We start from the raw sequence: 19,633 nt of genomic DNA, 5'->3' as shown, positions 1-19,633 counted from the left end.
GTGGACATGCGCCAGATCGACTCCGATTTCCTCGCGCTGCCGCTGCGGCGGCTCGCGGACGCCGCCCTGCAGCGCGCCCGCGACCTGGGCGCCGAACACGCCGACTTCCGGCTGGAACGCGTCCGCGCCGAGACGCTCAGCCTCTACGACGCCCGCCTCGAAGGCGCCTCCGACGCGGACGACCTGGGCTACGCCGTCCGCGTGGTGAAGGGCGGCACCTGGGGCTTCGCCGCCGGGATCGAGCTGACGCCGGAGGCCGCGGCGCTGGTGGCCGAGCAGGCGGTCCGGGTGGCGCAGGTGAGCGCGCCGATCAACCGCGAGCCGATCGAGCTCGCGCCCGAGCCGGTGCACGCCGACGCCACATGGGTGTCGTCCTACGAGATCGACCCGTTCGAGGTGCCGCAGGCCGACAAGGTGGCGCTGCTGGCCGACTGGTCGGCGGGGCTGCTCAAGGGCGCCGACCACGTCTCGGCCCGGCTGCTGCAGGTCAAGGAGCAGAAGTTCTACGCCGACACGGCCGGCACCACGACCACGCAGCAGCGGGTGCGGATCCATCCGAGCCTGAACGCGATGAAGGCGTCGGAGTCCGGCTTCGACGACATGTCCACGATCGCGCCCCCGGTGGGTCGCGGCTACGAGTACCTCACCGGCACGGGGTGGGACTGGCAGACGGAGCTGGAGGCGCTGCCGCTGCACCTGGCGGAGAAGCTGGCGGCGCCGTCGGTCGAGGCCGGCGACTACGACCTGGTGGTCGACCCGTCCAACCTGTGGCTGACCATCCACGAGTCGATCGGCCACGCCACCGAGCTCGACCGGGCGCTCGGCTACGAGGCCGCCTACGCCGGCACCAGCTTCGCCACCTTCGACCAGCTCGGCGAGCTGGTGTACGGGTCGCCGTCGATGAACGTCACCGGCGACCGCACGGTCGAGCACGGGCTGGCCACCGTCGGCTACGACGACGAGGGGGTGCTGGGGCAGAGCTTCGACATCGTCCGCGACGGCGTCCTGGTCGGTTACCAGCTCGACCGGCGGATGGCGCTGATGAAGGGGCTCGGCCGGTCCAACGGGTGCGCGTTCGCCGACTCGCCCGGCCACACCCCGATCCAGCGGATGGCCAACGTGTCGCTCCAGCCCGCGCCCGGCGGCCCCGACACCGAGGAGCTGATCGCCGGCGTCGAGCGCGGGCTGTTCATCGTCGGCGACAAGAGCTGGTCGATCGACATGCAGCGCTACAACTTCCAGTTCACCGGGCAGCGCGCGTACCGGATCTCCCACGGGAAGCTGGCCGGGCAGGTCCGCGACTTCGCCTACCAGGCCACCACGACCGACTTCTGGCAGTCGATGGAAGCCGTCGGCGGGCCCCGGACCTACGTGCTGGGCGGCGCGTTCAACTGCGGCAAGGGCCAGCCGGGGCAGGTCGCGCCGGTGAGCCACGGCTGCCCGTCGGCGCTGTTCAGGAACGTCCGGATACTCAACACCGTTCAGGAGGGCGGAAAGTGACTCCCCAGCAGATGGTGGAGAAGGCGCTGGAGCTCTCCACGGCCGACGGGTGCGTGGTGCTGGCCGACGAGCAGTCCACGGCCAACCTGCGTTTCGCCGGCAACACGCTGACCACCAACGGGGTGGCGCGCTCCAGCCGGCTCACGGTGATCTCGGTGGCCGGTCAGGGCGTCGGCGTGGTGTCGCGCGCCGCCGTCCGCCCTGACCAGCTCGCCGACGTGGTGGCCGCCGCCGACGCGGCGGCGCGCGACGCGCGGCCCGCCGAGGACGCCCGCGAGCTGGTGTCCGGGGTGCCCGCCAGCCCGTCCTGGGACGAGCCGGTGCCGCCGACCGGCATCGACGTGTTCGCGGACTTCGCGCCCGCGCTCGGCGAGGCGTTCTCGGCCGCCGCGTCGGGCGGCAGGAAGCTGTACGGGTTCGCCGAGCACACGCTCACCTCGACCTTCCTCGGCAGCTCCGCTGGGCTGCGGCTGCGCCACGACCAGCCGACCGGCAGGCTGGAGCTCAACGCCAAGTCCGAGGACCTCAAGCGCTCGGCGTGGACCGGCGTGGCCACCCGCGACTTCACCGACGTGGACGTCGCCGGACTCGACTCCGGGCTGGCGCGGCGGCTCGACTGGGCCAAGACGCGGGTCGACCTGCCCGCGGGCCGCTACGAGACGCTGCTGCCGCCGACGGCGGTGGCCGACCTGATGGTCTACCTCTTCTGGTCCGCGGGCGCGAGGGACGCCGTGGACGGCCGCTCGGTGTTCGCCAGGCCAGGCGGCGGCACCAGGGTGGGCGAGCAGCTCGCCACGGTGCCCGTGACGCTCTCCAGCGACCCCGCGGCCGCCGGTATCGCCTGCTCGCCGTTCGTGACGGCGCACTCCTCCGGCCGGCAGAGCTCGGTGTTCGACAACGGGCTGCCGTTGTCGTCCACCGACTGGATCCGTGAGGGGCGGCTGGAGGCGCTGCTGCAGACCCGCTACTCGGCCGAGTTGAGCGGGCTGCCGGTGACGCCCGCCATCGACAACCTGATCATGAAGGGCCCCGGAGAGGGCCGCTCGCTGGACGACATGATCGCCTCCACCAAGCACGGGCTGCTGCTGACCTGTCTGTGGTACATCCGCGAGGTCGACCCGCAGACGCTGCTGCTGACCGGGCTCACCCGCGACGGCGTCTACCTGGTCGAGCACGGCGAGGTGGTGGGCGAGGTCAACAACTTCCGGTTCAACGAGAGCCCGGTCGACCTGCTGGGCCGGCTGAGCGAGGTGGGCGGCGCCCGGCAGACGCTGGCGCGTGAGTGGGGCGACTACTTCACCCGCACCGTCATGCCCGCCGTGCGGGTGCCGGACTTCAACATGTCGACGGTCAGCCAGGCGAGCTGATCGCCAGCTCGTGCACCCTGCTCCACCGCTGCCCGGTGACCAGCCGGGCGGTGAGGTCGTCCAGGTCGTAGACGATCGACCAGCGGGTGTGCGGCTGCGCCACCCGGCGCAGCAGGTCGAGGGCGTCGGCGCCGGTCCCTGCGCCCTTGGCCAGGGCGCCGTAGCGGGCGTCCGACAGCCGGTCGGCCGGGCTGGTGCCGGCCATGGTGATGTTGGTGAGGATCCGGTCGTCGACGACGTGCAGTTCGCCGCCGCCGTACTCGGCGACGACGGCGCGGCCGGTCCGGTCGGCGATCAGGTAGTGCACCTGCGGCCCGCCGGTGAACTCGACGTCGTAGCGGCGCATCAGCGCGATCGCCTCGTCCACGGTGGCGGCCCGGTCGAGCATCAGCCGGATGATGCGCGTGGTGCCCACCAGCGCGCGGCCCGGCGTCCGTTCGGGCAGCTCGGCGTCGGGCGTCTGGGCCAGTCCGACGGCCAGGCCCTTCTCGTTCATGCCGTCGAACGGCAGCAGCACCGCGTGGCCGAGCCGCCGCCGGTGCCCAGGGTCCGCCAGGTCCGGCCCGCCGCCGTCGAGCACGTACGAGACGTCGGAGACGGAGATCGAGGCGTACGCGCCGGGAGCCTTGGCGTGCACCACCATGGCGGCGTTCGGGTCCCAGTCGAAGTTGCGGGCGAACTCCGGGCCGCCTGCCGACTCGGGGCCGCGGGCGAACAGCGAGCACGCCCAGGCGCTGTCGGGGCGGGCCAGTTCCTCGTCGGTGAGCGGCGCCTCGGCGTCGTAGCCGCCGTGGTAGGTCATCTCGTACATCGGCAGGTCGTCCAGCCGCCGCAGGCTGCCCGCGGTCCGCTCGACCTGGTCCTGGTTCTGCCGTAACACCGGGCTCTCCCCCGCGGGCCGCCGCGCCGCCGGCTCCCCCGCGCACGCCACTGTGGAAGCGACGAGGAGCAGTGCCGTCAACACCCCCGCGGTACGGCTGCGCATGACCGAAGTGTGCCGTCCACTCCCCCCATCTGTCACCCCCTACAAGCCTCTGGTGATCGTTCGCCGCCGAGGAGAGGCATGGCTGGAGCGACCGGATCCGCCCCCTGACGCCCCCGGTCGTCGAGTCGCGTGAATCCCACCCCGACGCCCGCCGTGGATGAGAGGCCGCTTCCGCTCTCCTGACGCCCACCTCGGACGAGGAGAGGCCGCTTCCGCCCCCTGACCGCCCACCGTGAATGAGGAGAGGCCGCTTCCGCCCCCCTGACGCCCACCGCGGACGAGGGGCCGCCCCCGGCCCGACGAGGTCCCTCGATCGCGTAGCGGGTCGGCACGTGATGCGGCCGGTGCCGCGGCGGCCGGACGGCCGACGGAGGTGCGGCCGACGGAGGTGGCTATCGGCCGACCCGCCAGCGCGTCGAGCGCCCACGCGGGCAGGCCGGTGGTGCGGGACCGGCGTTGTCCGCCGGCACCGCGGTTGCGCGGGCGCCGCCGCGCGGTGGTGGCCGCCGAGGCAGCGCCATCGGTACGACGGCCGGCTACGCCCGATGGTCACCGACCTTATGCCCGCCCTTTCCGCCGGAGGGGCGACCGCCGCCGTCCCGCCTCGATGCGTCCCTACGGGGATCCGAAACCGATCGCCGCCATTGCCGGTGGCGGCAGAGCGGTAGTCGACGGGGTTGGGACGGTGGGGGCGCCATTGCGGCCTGCGGGTGGCGGGCGCCGGAGGCTGGTTGAGGGGCGGGTGGGGTGGTGTCAGGGCGGACGTAGGATGGGCACTATTTGATCTTGGATGACCATGCCGGATGGGGAGGGTGGGCGGTGCGGACCGTTGTGGCGGAGATGGCGGGGCGGCTGGTCGAGGTGCCGGGGGTGGTGGGGGTGCTGCTGGGCGGCAGCCGGGCGCGTGGGGAGCACCGGCCGGAGTCCGACTGGGATCTGGGCGTCTACTATCGGGCGCCGCTCGACGTGGAAGGGCTGCGGAAGCTCGCGGGGCCCGGGGTCGAGGTGGCCGGGCCGGGCGGGTGGGGGCCGTGGGTGGACGGCGGGGCGTGGCTGGAGGTCGGCGGCGTGGCGGTGGACTGGATCCTGCGCGACGTCGACCGGGTGCGGCGCGTGTGGGAGGACTGCCGGGAGGGCCGCTACGAGGTGGGCGTCCAGGTGGGGCATCCGCTGGGGTTCTGGTCGCCGTGTTACGCGGGTGAGGTGGCGCTCGGCGCGATACTCGCCGATCCGCACGGGGAGCTGGGACGGCTGCGGCGGGAGGCCGCCGTGTACCCGGAGCGGTTGCGGGAGTCGCTGATGAGGGCGGCCGAGGAGGCCGGGTTCCTGGTGGAGGTGGCGGGCAAGGGCGTGGGCAGGGCGGACACCCTCTACGTCGCGCTCTGCCTGTCGCGGGCGGTCGGCGTGCTGGTGCAGGCGCTGTTCGCGGCCGAGCGGCGGTGGTGTCTCAACGAGAAGGGCGCACTGGCGGTCGCGGAGACACTGCCGGGCGCCCCCGCCGGGTTCGGCCGCCGGGCCCGCGCGCTGCTCGGCGGCCTGGGCGAGACCCCGGAGTCGCTGGCCACGGCGGTGGACGCGGCGCGTGAACTGGTGGCGGAGACGCGGGACGCGCTCCACCGGTGAGTCGATAGCGGAACCCAGGACGCGCTCCGCCCATGAGCCGGCGGCGGAAACCCCCAGACGCGCTCCGCCGGTGAGCTGATGGCGGAGACCTTGGGCACGTTCGGCTGTTGAGCTGGCAGGGAAACCCGGGACGCGCCCGCCGGTGAGCTGATGACGGAACCCGGGACGCGCTCCGCCGGTGAGCCGGCGGTGGAGGCCCGGGGCGCGCTCGATCTGTAAGCCAGTCAGGACGAGCGGTTCCGCGGGCGGGTGGCGTCCGCCGTCTCGTCGCTGATCGCCCACGGCCGTCGAGCCGCGAGGGCTCGCCCGTCCTACCCGGCCGGGTGGCGTCCGCTGTCCCGTCGCATCGCCCGCGGCCGTCGAGCCGCGGGGGCTCGACGGTGCTAGCTGTCCTCCAGGCGGAAGCCGACCTTCATGCCGACCTGGAAGTGGGCCACCTCGCCCGCGTCGATGTGGCCGCGCACCTCGGTCACCTCGAACCAGTCGAGGTGGCGCAGGGTCTGCGAGGCCCGCCTGATGCCGTTGCGGATGGCCTGGTCGACGCTCTCATGCGAGGTGCCGACGATCTCGGTCACGCGGTACGTACGATCCGTCATCTCCGAATCCTCCTTACTCCAAGGCCATGATCGCATGACCCATAGTGCCGTCCAGGGGCGCTGTCGCCGCCGGCCCGTCCGAGGTCTAACGTGGGGGGTATGAGGAGTTGGCGCAGGAAGCAGGCGGTCCACACGGTCACGGACGCCAGGCCTTCGCTGAGCACCGACATCCGGCGCCGGGAGCGGAGCTACCTCATCAAGATGGGCATCCGCACGATCTGCCTGATCCTGGCGGTGGTGGTGCCGCTGCCGTGGCCGTACAAGCTGCTGTTCATCGCCGGTGCGGTCTTTTTGCCGTACATAGCGGTTATCGGGGCCAATGAGCGTGGCAAGGACGCCCCACCTCCCACCTTTCAGACCCCGGAAGCTAACCAAAGCGAGATACCGATGCACCGACGCGAGATCGGGTCGTGACTAAGTCTTGACGCATCCCACGGGTTGTAGGTGTACGCTTTAGCCAAGCGCTCCGGTCCCCCGTCGGAGTGCTGGTGCCGGCGTTCCGGGCCCCCGTCGGAACGCCGATGAAGCGACGCCGGGTGGTTTGCCCCCGTAACCACCCGGCGTCGCCCTTTTCCCGGCAAAACTTTCGAAGCCGATGATCTGTTCACGAGCCGGCTTCGCAGTCGGATAGGGCCGCTTTCCCGAAATCGTTTACACCCCGCCAGCCCCACAATTCACAGGGAATCTTCAGGGTCGGGCGGGGCTTGACTGCACGAGTTCGTTCCAGTGTCAGCGGTCGGTCAGCGTCTCGGTTGTGGTCTGGCCCCAATTCCTGGCGAGCGCGGTCAGCCGCTCCACCGCCTCCTCCGGCGCGGTCCCGGCGCCCTGGGCCAGCCCCAGCAGGTAGGCGGTCAGCGGCGCGGCCGGCCTGGCCACCCCGTGCGCGACCTCCTTCGTCAGCTCCAGGATCTGGTCGCGGTCCACCCTGGCCGGGTCGATGCCCAACTCCTCGCAGGCCAGCGCGGTCCACTCAGCCAGCACGTTCATTCCGAGCCTCCTCCAGGTCGTCCCTGGTGTCGCAGTCGAACCAGGCTTGCCGGGGCAGCGGCACCCGCCGCCCCACGAGCGGCGCCAGCAGCCCGCGCAGCGACCGCCCCTCGTAGGCCGCCAGCGCCTCCCGCAGCCCGGCGGCTTCCCAGACGCCGAGCAGCCACTGTTCGCGTCCTTCCCCGTCCACGGCGACCGCCCCACGCCCTGCGCCGGTATGCGCCAGGAGGGTGGAGAGGTGGGAGGGGGCCAGGAACGGGAGGTCGCCGGCGAGGAGGACCACCCAGGGGGCGGTGACCTCGGCGAGCCCCGCCCGGAGCGCGGGCACCGGCCCGGCGCCCGGCGGGTCCTCGCGGACGAAGACGGCGCCCGGGATGGCCCTGGCAGGTCCCACGATGACGACGCGCCCGGCCTCACGGGCGGCGGCGGCGACGTTGCCGACCATCGGCGTGCCGCCCACCTCCAGGCCGGGTTTGTCCACCCCGCCCAGCCGTTCAGCCCTGCCGCCCGCCAGGATCACCGCGTCGAACACGTCTCCACCGTACGCGGTCATGTCCTCAGGAGCTCCAGAAGACGCGGCGCGGGGAGCGCGTGGGCGGTGCGGCCCTCGGCGCCCGTGGTCGTCTCGGCCGCGAGCAGGGAGTTCAGCACGGACTCCTCGACGGCGTCCATGGCCGCGCCGAACAGCGGGTTCAGCTCGTGGTCGGGCATCGGGGCGTGCCCGGTGCGGGTGGTGAAGGCGATGGCGTAGTCGCCGCTCCCGTGGCTGTAGTCGGCGCCCACCCGGCCGAGCGCGAAGACGGCCCGCCTGGCCAGCCGGGTGAGCTGCCGGGCGTCCACGGGCGCGTCGGTGGCGATGACGATCATGCAGGAGCCCGCCTCCTCCGGCCCGGCTGGAGGGAGGCGCTCGCCGGGGAGCCCCAGGGAGGAGGGGGTGATCGGGCGGCCGTGGAGGCGGAGGGTGCCGCCGAAGTTGGCCTGGACGAGGGCGCCCAGCGTGACCTGCTCGCCCGCGGCATGCAGCAGGCGGGAGGCGGTGCCGATGCCGGCCTTGAAGCCGAGGGCCGTGGTGCCCGTGCCGGCGCCGGCGCAGCCCTCGGCGACGGGGCCGCCGGTGGCCGTGGCGACGGCCCGCAGGACGTGGGCCTCGGTGACGGGGCGGGCGCGGATGTCGGACAGGTGGCCGTCGTTGCACTCGCCGACCACCGGGTTGAAGGTCCGTACGCCGGCGCAGCCCGGCTGCGCGAGCATCCAGGTCACCAGCGCGTCGGCGGCGCGGAACGCCGACAGGGTCGCCGTGAGCACGATCGGCGACTCCAGCAGGCCGAGCTCGGACAGCTGGGTGGCGCCGACGAGCTTGCCGTGGCCGTTACCGGTGAACAGCCCGGCGGGGAGCGGCGCGTGCGGGCCGATCCCGCCGGGCACGACGGCGGTGACGCCGGTGCGGACGGCGGGGTCGCGGACGAGGGTGACGTGCCCTACGCCCACGCCGGGCACGTCGGTGATCGCGTTGTGCCGGCCGCTGTCACCGGTGGCGAGGCCCAGGTCGCGGGCCCGCACTAGCCGCCGATCGCCGACATGGGGCGGGCCGGCTGGAGGAAGGAGGGGTCGTCGATGCCGTGGCCGGGACGCTTGCCCGCGACGGCGGCGATCCACCGCTCGGCCAGCTCGTCGTCGGTGGCCCCCGCCCGCATGGCGGACTTCAGGTCGGACTCCTCGCGGGCGAACAGGCAGTTGCGGATCTGACCGTCGGCGGTGAGCCGCACGCGGTCGCAGGCGCCGCAGAACGGCCTGGTGACGGACCCGATCACGCCGACCCGCGCGGGCCCGCCGCCGATCAGGAACCGCTCTGCGGGCGCGCTGCCGCGCTCCTCCACGTCGTCGGGGGTGAGCTCGAAGGAGCCGGACAGCAGGGCGAGGATCTCGTCGGCGGTGACCATGTTCGCGCGGCTCCAGCCGTGCTGCGCGTCGAGCGGCATCTGCTCGATGAAGCGCAGTTCGTAGCCCTGCTCCAGGCACCAGCGCAGCAGCGGCACCGCCTCGTGCTGGTTGACGTCGCGCATGAGCACGGCGTTGACCTTGACCGGGCGCAGCCCGGCGCGGTGCGCGGCGGCCAGGCCGTCGAGCACGTCGGGCAGCCGGTCGCGGTGGGCGAGCCGCTTGAACGTGTCACGGTCGAGCGTGTCGAGGGAGACGTTGACCCGGTCCAGCCCGGCGCCGGCGAGCGCGTCCGCCATGCGGGCCAGGCCGATACCGTTGGTGGTGAGCGACACCTGCGGCCGGGGCCGCAGCGCGGTGGTGCGGGCCACGATGTCGGCGAGCTCCCGGCGCAGCAGGGGCTCGCCTCCGGTGTAGCGGACCTCGGTGACGCCGAGGCGCTCGACGCCGATGGTGACGAGCCTGACCACCTCGTCGGCGGTCAGGAGCTGGGCGTTGGGCAGCCAGTCGAGCCCTTCCGGCGGCATGCAGTAGGTGCAGCGCAGGTTGCATTTGTCCGTGAGGGACACCCGAAGATCGGTAGCCACCCGCCCGAACGAGTCACGCAGCATGGGCGTCACCTCCCGTGGTCGCCAAAAGGACAGCCTACGTCCGCCTTGTGTCCGGTCTCAAAACGGCGCATCACCGTACGGCCTCCTGGAGGACGAGCGCGTGGCGTGCCACGTGGGCCGCGTCGGCGAGATACAGCGCGTCGTGGCCGCCGGCCAGGTGGGCGGCGAAGGCGGCATCGCCCGCCGCCGCCTTCTCGCGGATCAGCCGCGCCATGCCGTGCAGGCGCTCCCCCACCACGTCCGTCAGGGCCGCGCGGTCGGCGGCGGCGAGCCCGTACGCGTCGCAGAACAGCCCCAGCCGCCGCGCCTGCTCGGGCACGGGCGTGGGCGCCTCCCCGTGGCCCTGGGCGGTCAGGGGGACGAACCGGTAGGCCGCGTACGCGACGTCCCAGAGCCTCGGCCCGGGGTGCGCGGTGTCGAAGTCGATGAACGCGACGGGCGCGCCGTCGCGGAAGACGCAGTTGTAAGGGGCGATGTCGGCGTGGCAGACGACCTCGGCGGGCTGGCGCGGCGGGAAGTACCACGCGGCGTCGCCGGGCGGCGTGAAGCCGGTGGTCGCGTCGTGGTAGGCGCGCAGCAGGCCGGCCACGGCCCGCAGGGTGGCGTCGTCGCGCACGTACGGGGGCACCGGGTCGCAGGCGGCCGTGCCGGGGACGAAGTCGAGGATCTCGCGGCCCTGCCCGTCGAGGCCGTGGGCGCGGGGCGCGCCCGTGAAGCCGCGCGCGGTGAGGTGGCCGAGCAGCGCGTGCACGGCGGGCGTCCACGGACCGGCCGGCCTGCGCACGGTGTCGCCGACGCGGACGACCACGTTGACGCCACCGCCCGCGAGGATCTCCTCGGTCGTGGATCCGGTCGGGTCAGGCAGCACAGCTCACGCTCCACCCACGCTCCACCCGCAAAGTGCCGTAACAGGATGATCGTAACAAGCTCAATTAACCGTCCCATATTCCGTGCCAGCGTAAATGAGTGGGCTGGAGCGGCGGTTCCAGGGCAGACTGGATCAAGGACGATCAAGGAGTTTCCCGTCATGCCGAACCAGCCCGCCCCGAACCTGCTGTCCTGGGCCAGCGAGATCGACGACCGCACGATCGAGCAGGCGGCCCGCGCCGCCCGGATGCCGATCGTGTCCGGTCACGTCGCGCTCATGCCCGACGCGCACGTCGGCATCGGCGCGACGGTCGGCTCGGTCATCCCCACCGAGGGCGCGATCATCCCGGCCGCCGTCGGCGTCGACATCGGCTGCGGGATGGTCGCCACGGAGACCACGCTGACCGCCGCCGACCTGCCCGACACGCTCGCCGCCCTGATGTCGCTGGTCGAGCGCCGCATCCCGGCCGGCGTCGGCCAGGGACACCAGGACCCGTCGGTCGACCGGGCGCTCAGCGAGCTCGGCCACCCGCACACGAGCCTGACGCGGGAGCAGGAGACCAAGGTCGCCCGCCAGTTCGGCACCCTCGGCTCGGGCAACCACTTCGTCGAGGTCTGCCTGGACGAGCGCGACCGCGTGTGGACCGTGCTCCACTCGGGTTCGCGCGGCATCGGCAACCAGCTCGCCACCATGCACATCACCGGTGCGAAGAACCTGATGAAGCGCCAGGCGATCGGCCTGGAGGACCCGGCGCTGGCCTACCTGGTGCAGAACACGCCGGAGTTCGACGCCTACATCGAGGACATGCTCTGGTCGCAGCACTACGCCATGGCCTCGCGGGCCCGCATGGACAAGGTGCTGGTCAACGCCCTGTTCCAGGTCGTCGGCACGGGCCGGAGGGTGCGGACCATCAACTGCCACCACAACTTCACCCAGCTGGAGACGCACCACGGCAAGCGGCTGTGGATCACCAGGAAGGGCGCGATCAAGGCGGACACCGGCGACGAGGGCGTCATCCCGGGCTCGATGGGCGCGCAGTCGTACATCGTGCGCGGGCGGGGGAACGCCGACTCCTACCACTCGTGCGCGCACGGGGCGGGGCGGCGGATGTCGCGCACCCAGGCCAAGCGCGAGCTGTCGGCGAGGTCGCTCAAGGCGGCGATGGGCGGCCGCACCTGGAACGCCGACCGGGCCGCCGCGCTGGTCGACGAGCACCCGGAGGCCTACAAGCCGATCGACCGGGTGATGGACGACCAGAAGGACCTGGTCACCGTGCAGCACACGCTGCGGCAGGTCTTCAACTACAAGGGCTGAGTACGATCAGTCGGATGACATCCGTCTACGTGTTCAACGGCCCGAACCTCAACCTGCTCGGCACCCGCAAGCCGGAGGTGTACGGGACCACGACCCTGTCCGACGTCGAGACGATGTGCCGGGAGGAGGCCGAGGCGCTCGGCCTGGAGCTGGTCTTCGGGCAGTCCAACCACGAGGGCCAGCTCATCGACTGGATCCAGGAGGCGGGCGCCGCGGTCAAGGCCGGCCAGGCCGTCGGCGCGGTGCTGAACCCCGGCGCCTACACCCACACCTCGGTCGCGCTGCACGACGCGATCGAGGGCGTGGAGCTGCCGGTGATCGAGCTGCACATCTCCAACGTGCACCACCGCGAGCCGTTCCGGCACCACTCCTACATCTCGCCGGTTGCCAGAGGGATCGTGGTCGGTTTCGGGGTGTACGGGTACGTGCTGGCGATCAGAGGGCTGCACAACGCCGCGCGACCGGCCTAGAATCCTGTTCTAGATTTGTTCCGGGCTCCGGAGGAGGCGCGGTGGGCGAGCTGAAGGTGACCTGCGACCCGGAGGACGTCGGCCTCGACTCCGCCCGCCTCCGGCGGATCGACGCCCATTTCGCCCCGTACGTGGACGACGGGCGGCTGCCCGGCTGGCTGGCGCTGGTGAGCCGGCGCGGCGAGATCGCCCACCTGTCCGCGTACGGGTCGCGCGACGTCGCGTCGGGCGCCCCGGTGGAGCCGGACACGCTGTTCCGGATCTACTCCATGTCCAAGCCGATCACCTCGGTCGCGGTGATGATGCTGTACGAGGAGGGGCTGCTGGAGCTGACCGACCCGGTCAGCCGTCACCTTCCGGCGTTCGCGGACGTGCGCGTGTACGAGAAGGGGCCGACCTTCTCCCCCGTCACCCGGCCGGCGGCGGAGCCGGTGCGGGTGTGGCACCTGCTCACCCACACCTCGGGCCTGGTGTACGGGTTCCAGCACGTGAGCGTCGTGGACGAGCTCTACCGGCGGGCCGGGTTCGACCGGGGAGCGCCGCGCGGGATGAGCCTGGCCGAGGCGGTCGACCGGTGGGCGGAGCTGCCGCTGCTGTTCGAGCCGGGCACGCAGTGGAACTACTCGGTGGCCACCGACGTGCTGGGCCGGCTGGTCGAGGTGGTGTCGGGCCGGCCGCTCGACGAGTTCCTGAGCGAGCGGATCTTCCGGCCGCTGGGCATGGACGACACCGGGTTCTGGATCGACGGGGAGCGGGCGGGGCGGATGGCCACGCTCTACTCGGCGGACCGCCACCGCAGGGCCGTGCCCATGGACACGCGGGGCGCGGAGCTGCGGCGGCCGTCGTTCCTGTCGGGCGGCGGCGGGCTGATCTCGACGGCGGGCGACTACCACCGGTTCACCCAGATGCTGCTGCGCGGCGGCGAGCTGGACGGGGTGCGGCTGCTCGGCCCGCGCACCGTCGCCTACATGACGCGCAACCACCTGCCGGGCGGAGCCGACCTGGAGGAGTTCGGGCGGCCGGTGTTCGCCGAGGTGCCGTACGCGGGAGTCGGGTTCGGGCTCGGGTTCGCGGTGGTGCGGGACGCCGCCCGGCACCGGACGCTGAGCTCGGCGGGCGAGTTCAGCTGGGGCGGGGCGGCGAGCACCGCGTTCTGGGTGGACCCGGCGGAGGAGCTGACGGTCGTCTTCATGACCCAGCTCCTCCCCTCGGACACCCATCCGATCAGGAGCAGGCTGCGGCAGCTCGTCTACCAGGCGCTGCTGTAGCTAGCGCCAGGCGGGGGGCTCGCCGGTGTCGACGAGGTTCCACCGGCCGTTGGCATGCAGGCGGTCCTCGTAGTAGTGGACGGTGGGCGGCAGGCCGACGCGCGGCCCGGCGGCGAACTCCTCCCGTGCGGCGCGCCGCAGGTGCTCCGGGTCCACGCCGAGGGTGTCCGCGGCGACCCTGGCGAGGCGTTCGAGCGCGTGGTGGCCCATGAAGCTGTCGTAGGTGAGGCTGAAGACGCGCTCGCGCGGCTGCTCGACGTCGCGGGAGATGACGTTCACGGGCGGCAGGTCGCGGGTCAGGCCGCGCTCGGCGCGGGTGGCGGGGTCGATGTAGACGCCGCAGTCGCGGTACAGGATCGCGGTGCGGCGGCCGTCCGGGTCGAACGCGAACAGCGTGTTCTGGCCGTGCGGCTCCGGTACGCAGCCCGTGGCGGAGACGGCGCGCAGCCAGAGGCGCACCATGGGGGCGACGACCCGGCTCGCCAGCCAGCCGGTGGGGTCCTCACCGCTGCGGGCGGCGAGCTGCGCCATGAGCGGCGGGTCGTCCGGGCCGCGCACGTCCTGCCCGTACAGCGCGAACAGCGGCACCGTGAACCGCGGGGTCCCCCGGGCCGGGCCGGGGAGCAGGTGGGGGCGGATCTCGCGGATGAGGAAGCCCCAGGCCTCGGCCGGGTCGGCGCCCAGGACTCCGGCGGCGACCTCGGGGAGGACCGGCAGCCCGGCCGCCGACAGCTCCTCGGCCGCCCAGAGCTGCACCGAGATGATCGGCCGCCGCAGCCGCCGGGTGAAGCGCGACAGCCGCCGGGGGTAGTGGAGCTTGACGAAGTGCGGCTCCACCGGCTCGTCGCCGATGCGCTCGACGAACACGGTGCGGGCGTTGGCCAACGGCACCACGGTCAGGTCGGGCCCGCGTTCGGTGAGCGCGTCCCGGTCGGGCAGGCCGGGGAAGGCGAGCGTCTCGGGGTGCACGGGCAGCAGGAACCCGTCGCCGCCCCGGTAGAGCTTGACCGTGGTGGACTCCAGCGCGTTGCGCAGGAAGGTCCCCCGCTCGGGCGGCACGCGGAAGGTCGGCACCGCGAACCGGTCGAGGCCGAGCTGCGGATGGTACGGCTCGGAGATCTCCAGGTCCGCGGAGAAACGACTGTAGGCGCGGGTGCCCGCGCCCAGATACCGTTCGGCGTACTGCCACACCCGCAACGGTTCCCGCTGGTCGTCAAAGATCATTCGCACCCGTTCCTTGGTAGGAGAGCCGGTAGATACCCGACCCGGCACGGTCTCAGTCGAGGTAGCGGAAGCGCGGCGGCGGGTGCATGAGGAACTCGTGGTGGGACAGGTTCCAGGCGTACGCGCCGGCCAGCTCGAACACCACGAGGTCGCCAGGCCGCAGCCCGGTCACCGGGACGTCGCGGGCGAGCACGTCCCTGGGCGTGCAGAGCTGGCCGACCAGGGTGGCCGGGCCGGTGAGCGCGGGGCCGGCGATCGCCCGGTGCAGGACGGTGAACGGCTGGTCGTGGCCGCGGGCGACGGGGGTGCGCAGGTGGTGGGTGCCGCCGCGCAGGACGGCGTAGTCGCGGCCGTGGTTGCGCTTGACGTCGAGCACGTCGGTGACGTACCAGCCGTGGTACGCGGTGAGCGACCGGCCGGGCTCGACCCGGAGCCGCGCCCCTGTGGCGGGCAGGGCGGCGGGCAGGGCGGCGGCGTACGCCTTCCAGTCGAACACCTGGTCCGGCGCCCGGTAGTCGACGCCCATGCCGCCGCCGAGGTCCAGCTCCGGCTCGGTGAGGCCGGGCAGGTGTGCGCGGAGCCAGGGCAGCGCCCAGGACGTCACCCGGCGGGCCAGAGCGGCCATGGCGGGGGCGTCGTGCTGGGCCCAGGTCAGGTGGGTGTGCAGACCGCGCACCCGGATGTGCGGGGCGGCGGCCAGCAGCGGCAGGCAGGCGGCCAGGCCGTCCTGGTCCATGCCGAACGGGCTGGCGGCGGCCTGCCGGGTGTCCTCGCCGGGCAGGTCCGGGTTGGCGCGCAGCAGCACGTCCGCCGGGGCGCCGAGGGCGATCAGGCGGGCCAGCTCGCGGGGGCTCTCCACGTGCAGCCGGTGCACGCCGGGCGTCAGGGCGAGGGCCAGCTCGGCGTCGGTCTTGCCGGGTCCGCTGAAGGCGATCGGCAGGTCAGGGGCGACCTCGCGCACGTGCGCCAGCTCGCCGCCGGAGGCCACCTCGAAGCCGTCCACGTACGGGACGAGCGCGCGCAGGATCTCGGCGGCCGGGTTGGCCTTGACGGCGTAGTAGAGCTCGGCGGTCCCGGCCAGCGCGCCGCGCACTCCGGCGGCGTGCGCACGCAGCGCCGGCAGGTCGTACACGTAGGCGGGCAGGTCTCCCCCGCCGGCCAGCCGCAGCGCCTCCGCCCGCACGGGCTCCGTCACCATCGGCGCTCCCCTCTCGTCCCCTGGAGCAGACGGTACGGCAGAGGGATCATGGTACGCGCGCCGGGGCGGGACGGACGGAAACCCCGTCCCGCCGGCCCCCGTCTCGTACCGGAGAGGGGTGTCCCGGACGGGACGGGGCGGCGGGACGGGGTGGTTCCGTTCCTCCGCCCCGTCGAGGCAGTCACGGGGACGGAGGAACGGAACGCGGGCGGAGGGTCAGAGGGGTGACCGCGCGGGCTCCTCGGCGCTCGCCGTGCCTCCCTCGAACCCGCGCGGGGATCTCACGGTGAGGCGCAGGTGTAGCCGGACACCGTCTGGGTGTTGCCGTTGGGCCGGCTGACCTGGAAGCCGAACGAGGTGCTGGCGCTCGGGCCGAGGTTGCCGTTGTAGCCCATGCTCTTGGCCGTGACGGTCTGGCCGCTGGTGGTGAGGGTGGCGTTCCAGGAGCCGGTGACGCTGTGGCCGGCGGGGAGGGTGAAGGTGACGGTCCAGCCGTTGATGGCCGACGATCCGCTGTTGGTCACGGTGACGGGCTGGATGACGTACCCGTTGCCCCACTGGGTCTGGACGGTGCCGGTGGCGGTGCAGGGGCCGCTCGGGCCGCCGCCGCCGGTGGTGGTGAAGGTGACCGCGCTGGACGGGCTGGACAGGTTGCCGGCGCCGTCACGTGCTCGCACGTACACCTGGTACTGGGTGTCGGCGGACAGCCCGGTCAGGTTGATCGAGTTGGTGGACGACTGGCCGAGCTGCGGGTCCGTGGTGCCCTGCTCGCGGTAGACGTTGTAGCCCGCCAGGCCGCTGCCGCCGGAGTCGGTGGAGGCCGACCAGGTCAGCGTGGCCGAGCTGCCGGTGACGTTGGAGGCGACCGGGGTGCCCGGGGTGGTGGGCGGGGTGGTGTCGGAGGGAGTGCCGCCGTCGAGCGCGTTGTGGACGGCGGTGTAGGACGGCTTCTGCTGGTAGTTCTCGTCGTAGATGAGCGCGGCGCCCTCGCCGGAGAACGTGTCGGGCACCCACGAGTGCCGGTCGGTGAAGCCCCAGATGGTGACGCCGGCGCAGGCGTTCACGGCCAGGCAGGCCTGGATCACGTCCCGGTAGTAGTTGGCCTGGGTGGTGTCCTTGCTGGAGCTGCGGGGCATCTGCATGCGGATGTCCACCTCGGTGATGCGGACCTGGACGCCGAGGGCGGCGAAGCGCTCCAGGTTCTGCCGGAGGTCGCTGGGGAAGCCGTACTGGATCGCCAGGTGGCTCTGGAAGCCGACGCAGTCGACGGGCACGTTCTGCTCGCGCAGCGAGCGCACCAGGTTGTACATGGCGGTGCTCTTGGCGTTGATGCCCTCGACGTTGTAGTCGTTGATGCACAGCCGGGCGTCCGGGTCGGCGGCGCGGGCGTAGCGGAAGGCGTCGGCGATGTAGCTCTGGCCCAGCGTGTTGTACCAGAACGACGAGCGCAGGTTGCCGTTCTCTTCGAAGACCTCGTTCACCACGTCCCAGGAGACGACGGCGGCGTTATCGGCGTAGCGGCCGACGACCTGGCTGATGTGGTTCTGCATGGCCGAGCGCATGGCGGTGGCGCCCAGGCCCTGCACCCAGCCGGGGGTCTGGTTGTGCCAGACGAGGGTGTGGCCGTGCACCTGCTGGTTGTTCTGGGTGGCGAAGTTGACGATGGTGTCGGCGCCGGAGAAGTTGAACTGGCCCTGGTTGGGCTCGGTGGCGTCCCACTTCATCGCGTTCTCGGCGGTGATCTGGTTGAACTCGGTCGCCGCGATGTTCCGGTACTGGGTCTCGTTCGACAGCGGTCCGGTGGCGAGCGCGGTGCCGATGAACTTGCCCCGCGCCGCGGCGTGCTGGCGCAGTGGGGCCGAGGCGTCGGCGGGGCCGGCCGGCAGGAAGAACACGGCGAGCAGCCCGAGCAGGGCCGCCGCCGCGAGCGTCCTGGGCCGGCTGCCGGGTCTGATGGGGGTTGACGAAAGCACGAGCACCTACCTCCGGAAGCTTGCCAAGATCCGGTCCCGAAATCTTTCGGCGTCTTCGGGATCCCTGCCGGGACGGTAGGGACAGGCAGGAGACAGGGTCAATGCCCGCGCGCGCACGCTGCTGTTAGAGCAGGTGGAGAGCTGAAATTATCGGCAATCTCGTGAAACTTTCATCGAGCGAAGTGCCTGTTCTCCATGATGGCGTGCCCGCCCCCGCTGGGGGAGATGAGGGGCGGGCACGGTCTGGTGGGCCCTCGTCAGGCGTCGTCGTCCGACACCCGGGAGGCGTCGGCGCAGGTGCTGGTGCCCGTGCTGAGCAGCTTCAGCGCGGCCCCGCAGGTGCTGACCGGCGCGGAGACCGGCTCGACGATCTCGTCGTTGAAGATGATCACATCGCCGATCAGGGAGGAGGCGGGCTTGGCGGTCTCGGGAGCCTCGGCGGCGGCGGGGGCGGCGGGGGCGGCGGCGCACACCAGGCCGGCGATCACGCCGCCGAGACCCGTGACGGCGAGGCGCCGGCGGGACCGGCCGTCTGGTCGGAGCGGTGGCGGCTGCTCTGCATGATCCGGTCGATCAGCGCGAGCGCCACCGCCGAGGCGATGAAGGTCAGGTGGATCAGTGTCTTCCAAAGCAGCTCCCTGTCGGTGACGGCCGGTCTGGCCGCGTTGATGAAGATCTGGAGGAGGTGGATGGACGAGATGCCGATGATGGCCATCGCGAGCTTGACCTTGAGCACGTTGGCGTTGACGTGGGAGAGCCACTGCGGCTGGTCGGGGTGGCCCTCGATGCGCAGCCGCGAGACGAACGTCTCGTAGCCGCCGACGATCACCATGATCAGCAGGTTGGAGATCATCACCACGTCGACCAGGCCGAGCACGATGAGCATGACGGTGGTCTCGGCCGGATGGCCGGTGAATCCCAGATGGACGAGATGCACGAGCTCGGCCATGAACCGCCACACGTAGACCACCTGGGCGGCGATGAGGCCGAAGTAGAGCGGCGCCTGGATCCAGCGGCTCAGGAACATCACATAGCCGAGCCGGCTGGCGGCGCGCCGCCGGGCGGGAAGGGTGCGCAGCTGCGGATACATCTAGGACGTGAGGATGTTCACGTGCTGGACCACGGCCTCCAGGCGGGCGATCGGTTCGCCGCCGATATGAGGCGGCAGGACGATCGCCGCCGCGGCGAGGGCGGCGGCCAGGGCTCGGTCGGACATCGCAGCTCCTTCGTTCATAAGCGGGGGGACGCGCGCGGGGGCGGGGACCGGGGGATCCGTCCGGGCGGCGCGGCTGGAGACCGCGCCGCCCTCGCCACCGGCCTGGGGGAAGGTGTCAGGGAGCCAGGCAGTGGACGGCGGGGAGCTCGGCCGGGATGCCCGGCGAGCTGGGGTCGACGAGACTGGTCGCACCGGCGGCGCTCTCGGCCAGACAGAGCGAGACCGCGACCGGGTCGACGACGGCGTGGGCGGGGGTAGCGGCGAGCAGGCCGGCGGCCACGAGCGTGGCGGCCGTCAGCGAGCGGGTGGTGGGTCGCATGTGCCCTCCTTGGGCGGGTAATCGGGTCACCCCGGGATTGCTACCCACCGTAATCACAAAGTAACTCTACGTACAAGAGATGCCTGTGGATTCTCATCTTCCCGCCGGATAAATCCCGCTTCACACCACAAAATCCGGCCTTTGCACGAGGTTGTGGATCATGTTAACTAGAGGTG

General features: G+C 72.3%; 21 protein-coding genes. 7 read left to right on the top strand and 14 right to left on the bottom strand.

What is annotated here, in order from left to right; translation table 11 throughout:
- Nucleotides 1–6 precede the first annotated feature (6 nt).
- Nucleotides 7–1,500 (top strand): TldD/PmbA family protein, encoded by a 1,494-nt coding sequence (locus ABD999_RS27525; RefSeq protein WP_271278395.1) that lies wholly within the window; start codon nt 7–9, stop codon nt 1,498–1,500.
- Nucleotides 1,497–2,867, top strand: coding sequence for a metallopeptidase TldD-related protein (locus ABD999_RS27520; RefSeq protein WP_271278396.1), 1,371 nt, complete (start codon nt 1,497–1,499; stop codon nt 2,865–2,867). Before ABD999_RS27525 ends, ABD999_RS27520 begins: the two co-directional genes overlap by 4 nt.
- Here ABD999_RS27520 and ABD999_RS27515 read toward each other — a convergent pair.
- On the bottom strand, nt 2,851–3,852 hold the full coding sequence (locus tag ABD999_RS27515) for a linear amide C-N hydrolase (RefSeq protein WP_271278397.1): 1,002 nt from the start codon (nt 3,850–3,852) through the stop codon (nt 2,851–2,853). The genes ABD999_RS27520 and ABD999_RS27515 overlap by 17 nt on opposite strands.
- 819 nt (nt 3,853–4,671) lie before the next feature.
- Between ABD999_RS27515 and ABD999_RS27510 the strand changes: the two genes are divergently transcribed.
- On the top strand, nt 4,672–5,475 hold the full coding sequence (locus tag ABD999_RS27510; RefSeq protein WP_271278398.1) for a nucleotidyltransferase domain-containing protein: 804 nt from the start codon (nt 4,672–4,674) through the stop codon (nt 5,473–5,475).
- Nucleotides 5,476–5,858: 383 nt separating this feature from the next.
- Here the strand turns inward: ABD999_RS27510 and ABD999_RS27505 are convergent, their stop codons facing one another.
- Nucleotides 5,859–6,071, bottom strand: a complete 213-nt coding sequence (locus ABD999_RS27505) for a dodecin (protein ID WP_148031377.1) — start codon at nt 6,069–6,071, stop codon at nt 5,859–5,861.
- Between the two features lie 99 nt (nt 6,072–6,170).
- Between ABD999_RS27505 and ABD999_RS27500 the strand changes: the two genes are divergently transcribed.
- Nucleotides 6,171–6,485: a DUF3099 domain-containing protein gene (locus ABD999_RS27500; protein ID WP_148031376.1), complete on the top strand. Its 315-nt coding sequence runs from the start codon at nt 6,171–6,173 to the stop codon at nt 6,483–6,485.
- A 315-nt stretch (nt 6,486–6,800) separates the two neighbouring features.
- Here ABD999_RS27500 and ABD999_RS27495 read toward each other — a convergent pair whose 3' ends face one another.
- From ABD999_RS27495 to ABD999_RS27475, 5 genes are all read right to left on the bottom strand, one after another.
- On the bottom strand, nt 6,801–7,058 hold the full coding sequence (locus ABD999_RS27495) for a DUF6457 domain-containing protein (RefSeq protein ID WP_148031375.1): 258 nt from the start codon (nt 7,056–7,058) through the stop codon (nt 6,801–6,803).
- A complete protein-coding gene (gene mobA / locus ABD999_RS27490; RefSeq protein WP_271278399.1) occupies nt 7,042–7,611 on the bottom strand; it encodes a molybdenum cofactor guanylyltransferase in 570 nt (189 codons plus the stop codon). Before mobA ends, ABD999_RS27495 begins: the two co-directional genes overlap by 17 nt.
- The gene (locus ABD999_RS27485) at nt 7,608–8,618 is read right to left on the bottom strand and encodes a P1 family peptidase (protein WP_271278400.1); all 1,011 of its coding nucleotides are present in this window, start codon (nt 8,616–8,618) and stop codon (nt 7,608–7,610) included. Before ABD999_RS27485 ends, mobA begins: the two co-directional genes overlap by 4 nt.
- Nucleotides 8,618–9,607 carry a GTP 3',8-cyclase MoaA gene (gene moaA / locus ABD999_RS27480; RefSeq protein ID WP_219545759.1) on the bottom strand — a complete coding sequence of 330 codons (990 nt, stop codon included), beginning with the start codon at nt 9,605–9,607 and terminating at the stop codon, nt 8,618–8,620. The genes ABD999_RS27485 and moaA overlap by 1 nt, the downstream gene beginning before the upstream one ends.
- Nucleotides 9,608–9,677: 70 nt before the next feature.
- Nucleotides 9,678–10,475 carry a phosphotransferase enzyme family protein gene (locus ABD999_RS27475; RefSeq protein ID WP_271278401.1) on the bottom strand — a complete coding sequence of 266 codons (798 nt, stop codon included), beginning with the start codon at nt 10,473–10,475 and terminating at the stop codon, nt 9,678–9,680.
- Between the two features lie 159 nt (nt 10,476–10,634).
- Here ABD999_RS27475 and ABD999_RS27470 point away from each other — a divergent pair, with 159 nt between their 5' ends.
- The 3 genes from ABD999_RS27470 to ABD999_RS27460 are packed head-to-tail and all read left to right on the top strand — an operon-like array spanning nt 10,635 to nt 13,527.
- Complete coding sequence (locus ABD999_RS27470) at nt 10,635–11,789, top strand: RtcB family protein (RefSeq protein WP_148031371.1); 1,155 nt, start codon at nt 10,635–10,637, stop codon at nt 11,787–11,789.
- A 14-nt stretch (nt 11,790–11,803) separates the two neighbouring features.
- A complete protein-coding gene (gene aroQ, locus ABD999_RS27465; RefSeq protein ID WP_271278402.1) occupies nt 11,804–12,259 on the top strand; it encodes a type II 3-dehydroquinate dehydratase in 456 nt (151 codons plus the stop codon).
- Nucleotides 12,260–12,300: 41 nt separating this feature from the next.
- Nucleotides 12,301–13,527: a serine hydrolase domain-containing protein gene (locus tag ABD999_RS27460; protein WP_271278403.1), complete on the top strand. Its 1,227-nt coding sequence runs from the start codon at nt 12,301–12,303 to the stop codon at nt 13,525–13,527.
- Here ABD999_RS27460 and ABD999_RS27455 read toward each other — a convergent pair whose 3' ends face one another.
- From ABD999_RS27455 to ABD999_RS27425, 7 genes are all read right to left on the bottom strand, one after another.
- Nucleotides 13,528–14,751 carry an IucA/IucC family C-terminal-domain containing protein gene (locus ABD999_RS27455; RefSeq protein WP_271278404.1) on the bottom strand — a complete coding sequence of 408 codons (1,224 nt, stop codon included), beginning with the start codon at nt 14,749–14,751 and terminating at the stop codon, nt 13,528–13,530.
- A 52-nt stretch (nt 14,752–14,803) separates the two neighbouring features.
- Entirely contained in the window at nt 14,804–15,949 is a 1,146-nt protein-coding gene (locus ABD999_RS27450; RefSeq protein ID WP_271278405.1) for an alanine racemase, read from the bottom strand.
- 281 nt (nt 15,950–16,230) lie between these two features.
- Nucleotides 16,231–17,922, bottom strand: coding sequence for an endo-1,4-beta-xylanase (locus tag ABD999_RS27445; RefSeq protein WP_271278406.1), 1,692 nt, complete (start codon nt 17,920–17,922; stop codon nt 16,231–16,233).
- A 257-nt stretch (nt 17,923–18,179) separates the two neighbouring features.
- Nucleotides 18,180–18,410 (bottom strand): hypothetical protein, encoded by a 231-nt coding sequence (locus tag ABD999_RS27440; RefSeq protein WP_271278407.1) that lies wholly within the window; start codon nt 18,408–18,410, stop codon nt 18,180–18,182.
- Nucleotides 18,407–19,012 carry a TIGR00645 family protein gene (locus ABD999_RS27435; RefSeq protein WP_148031365.1) on the bottom strand — a complete coding sequence of 202 codons (606 nt, stop codon included), beginning with the start codon at nt 19,010–19,012 and terminating at the stop codon, nt 18,407–18,409. The genes ABD999_RS27440 and ABD999_RS27435 overlap by 4 nt, the downstream gene beginning before the upstream one ends.
- Nucleotides 19,013–19,138, bottom strand: a complete 126-nt coding sequence (locus tag ABD999_RS27430) for a hypothetical protein (protein ID WP_261808515.1) — start codon at nt 19,136–19,138, stop codon at nt 19,013–19,015.
- Nucleotides 19,139–19,253: 115 nt separating this feature from the next.
- A complete protein-coding gene (locus ABD999_RS27425; RefSeq protein ID WP_148031364.1) occupies nt 19,254–19,457 on the bottom strand; it encodes a hypothetical protein in 204 nt (67 codons plus the stop codon).
- Between the last annotated feature and the right edge of the window lie 176 nt (nt 19,458–19,633).

Source organism: Nonomuraea ferruginea (assembly GCF_039540635.1).
In the GTDB taxonomy this organism is placed as follows: domain Bacteria; phylum Actinomycetota; class Actinomycetes; order Streptosporangiales; family Streptosporangiaceae; genus Nonomuraea; species Nonomuraea ferruginea.
The sequence above is the reverse complement of the archived record's forward strand: the minus strand, read 5'-3'. Positions and strand labels throughout refer to the sequence as shown.